This window comes from Streptomyces sp. NPDC059900 (genome assembly GCF_050270335.1).
In the GTDB taxonomy this organism is placed as follows: domain Bacteria; phylum Actinomycetota; class Actinomycetes; order Streptomycetales; family Streptomycetaceae; genus Streptomyces.
This window is the reverse complement of sequence record NZ_JBNNJZ010000897.1, coordinates 1-2,285: the sequence shown is the minus strand read 5'-3', so window position 1 is coordinate 2,285 and position 2,285 is coordinate 1. Positions and strand designations below refer to the sequence as shown.

Annotated in this window: 2 protein-coding genes and 1 pseudogene; 1 reads left to right on the top strand and 2 read right to left on the bottom strand. The window is 68.3% G+C overall.

All coding sequences use genetic code 11. The features are described from left to right. Positions 1–127 precede the first annotated feature (127 nt). Entirely contained in the window at positions 128–385 is a 258-nt protein-coding gene (locus tag ACQKIP_RS45440) for a hypothetical protein (RefSeq protein WP_365860121.1), read from the top strand. Here ACQKIP_RS45440 and ACQKIP_RS45435 read toward each other — a convergent pair. Continuing rightward, positions 382–924, bottom strand: coding sequence for an NUDIX hydrolase (locus ACQKIP_RS45435; RefSeq protein ID WP_365860120.1), 543 nt, complete (start codon positions 922–924; stop codon positions 382–384). The two genes, ACQKIP_RS45440 and ACQKIP_RS45435, sit on opposite strands and share 4 nt — an antisense overlap. 125 nt (positions 925–1,049) lie before the next feature. Then, positions 1,050–2,258 (bottom strand): annotated as a pseudogene (locus ACQKIP_RS45430) (transcriptional regulator); the annotation flags it as partial. Positions 2,259–2,285 lie beyond the last annotated feature (27 nt).

Here is a 2,285-nt window from a genome sequence, read left to right as displayed (position 1 = left end):
GCGTTCACACACCGTGTGCACTCCGGGCTCGCATATGCCTGTCGCACACTCTCCCGCCCTGGCCACCAGGGGAGTTGACTTTCTGTGCGCATCAGGGGGATCGACAGCTACAGAAAGGAACGGACTTGTGACCGCCGACCCCGAAACTCGCGTGGTCCCCGAGGAACTCGCAGAGTTACGCCGAAGCTTGGACGTGGGCCTGGCCCGCGTCGACGGACAGCTGGCGTTGCTCACCCAACACGACGAGCAGAGCGTCAAGAACCAGGACGATCTGACCGTAAGGATCGCCGCACTCGAGCACACACGCTGGCCGTTGCCCGCCCTTCTCGCCCTTACGGCGGTCGGTGCGCTCGCCGTGGCGGTCTGGCAGGCCATCGGGCATTAGTGCGCGTCCTGGCCAAGACGCAGATGGTGCAGGAGCAGGAGCGCGGCCGCCATGTTGGCGGCCGGCACTTCCCCGCGCGCCACCATGTCAGGGACGAGCTTCAAGGGGACCCACTCACGGCGGTCGGACTCGAAGTCGTCTTCGGGATGACCGATGTAGGTGCACTCATCCGACCAGTAGATGTGGTGCCTGGCGTCGGTGAGCCCATTGGACGGCTCGACACTCATCAGGTGTCGTAACGGGCCCGGCCGCCAGCCGGTCTCCTCCTCCATTTCCCGGGCGGCCGCGTACGCGATGTCCTCCCCGTCCTCGACGACGCCGGCGGCGAGTTCCCAGCCCCAGCTGTCGGTGATGAATCGGTGCCGCCACAGCAGAAGCACCTCATTGGCCTCGTTGACGACGGTGGCCACGGCGACGGGCCGCAGCCGTATCAGGAAGTGATCGAGGTGCCGGCCGTCAGGCAGTTCGACGTCTGCGAGATTGACCGAGAACCATCGGTTTCCATACACAGTTTGTTCGCTTTGTTTCGTCCACTGCACGGTTCTGCCACCTTCCGCCGAGTAGATGGCAATATCGCAGCAGGAGGGTGTTCAGAGCAGCGTGAGAGCGGAGCGCGGGGTTCATCGCTCGCCGAGGGTCGTCACCTACGTACGCGCAGTGCGCATCACAGGGGTACGCGCAGCGCTCCGTCGATGAGTTCGGCCGCCTCGGCCGTGCCCGCGCAGTCGCTGCGCACCAGGTGTTCGCGCACGGCCCGCAGCCGGTCGCGCAGCCGCTGGGACTCCATCCCCCGCGCCTGCTCCGCCATTTCCACGGCCGTGGCCACCGCCTCGTCGGTGTTCCCCTGGCGCAGTTCGATCTGGCTGAGCATGGCGAGCCGGTGGACCCTGCCCCGGTCGTGAGCCGGAGTATCCACGGCAGCCGCCGCGTGCTCGTACGCTCCCGACAGGTCCCCCAGGCTGAGCAGCGCCTCCGCCACCTGTACGTTGACGAGTCCGGGCTGGACATAGCCGGTCTCGTCCGGCTCGCGGCCACGCCTGATGCGTTCCGCTGCGACCTCCGCACGCCGGATGCAGGACAGCGCGCTGCTGCCGTCGCCCAGGTGTGCGTACGACTTCGCCTGCATCGCGTAGAGGTCGGAGGCCAGGGCCGGGGTGAGGTCGCGCCCCGCCGCGCGCAGTGCGGCCTCCGCGAAGGCCACCGCCTGACGGTACTCGCGCATGAACAGGGACTGGTTGACGAGCAGCGCGATGACATAGGCGCCAAGACCCCGGTCACCGCTCGCCTTGGCGAGCCGCAGGGCCTGGTGGAAGTAGCGCTGGGCCAGGCCGTGCGCGTCCGAGTCATAGGCGCAGATGCCCGCGATGGCCACCAACCCGCCGGTGGATCTGTGCAGTTGGCGCCCCGTCTCGTCCGTGTAGCTGCCGCGCAGCAGGGGCGCGGCCTCGGCGTTGAGGAAGCCGACGATGCGGGTGCGGGTCGCGATGCCGCCGGTCTTGCGGTACATCTGCTCGTAGTGGGCGCGGGCCGCGCGCATCATGTCGATGTCGGCCGTGCTCACCTGGTGCCTGCCGCCGCGCGAGACGTCCACGTCCTCGGGCGGGTTCTCCCACTCCCAGACGGGCATCACCGCGGGTGTTCCCGTGACCGCGGGTGCGCCCAGGAGGTGCGGGCGCTGCTGTTCGTCCGAGCGCCACAGGGCCGTGGCTCTCTCCACGAACCCGGACAGCGTCGAGGACATGGAGCCGGTCGCCACGGACGGCAGCCCCGGCACGCCGAGGCCGATGTCGTCCAGGGTGACGGTGCGCTGGAGCCGCCCCGCGAGGACCTCGCAGATCAGGTCGGGCTGGTGCCCGCGTTGTCTTTTTCCCTTCTACGACCGGTAGAGTGTGTTGTTTTT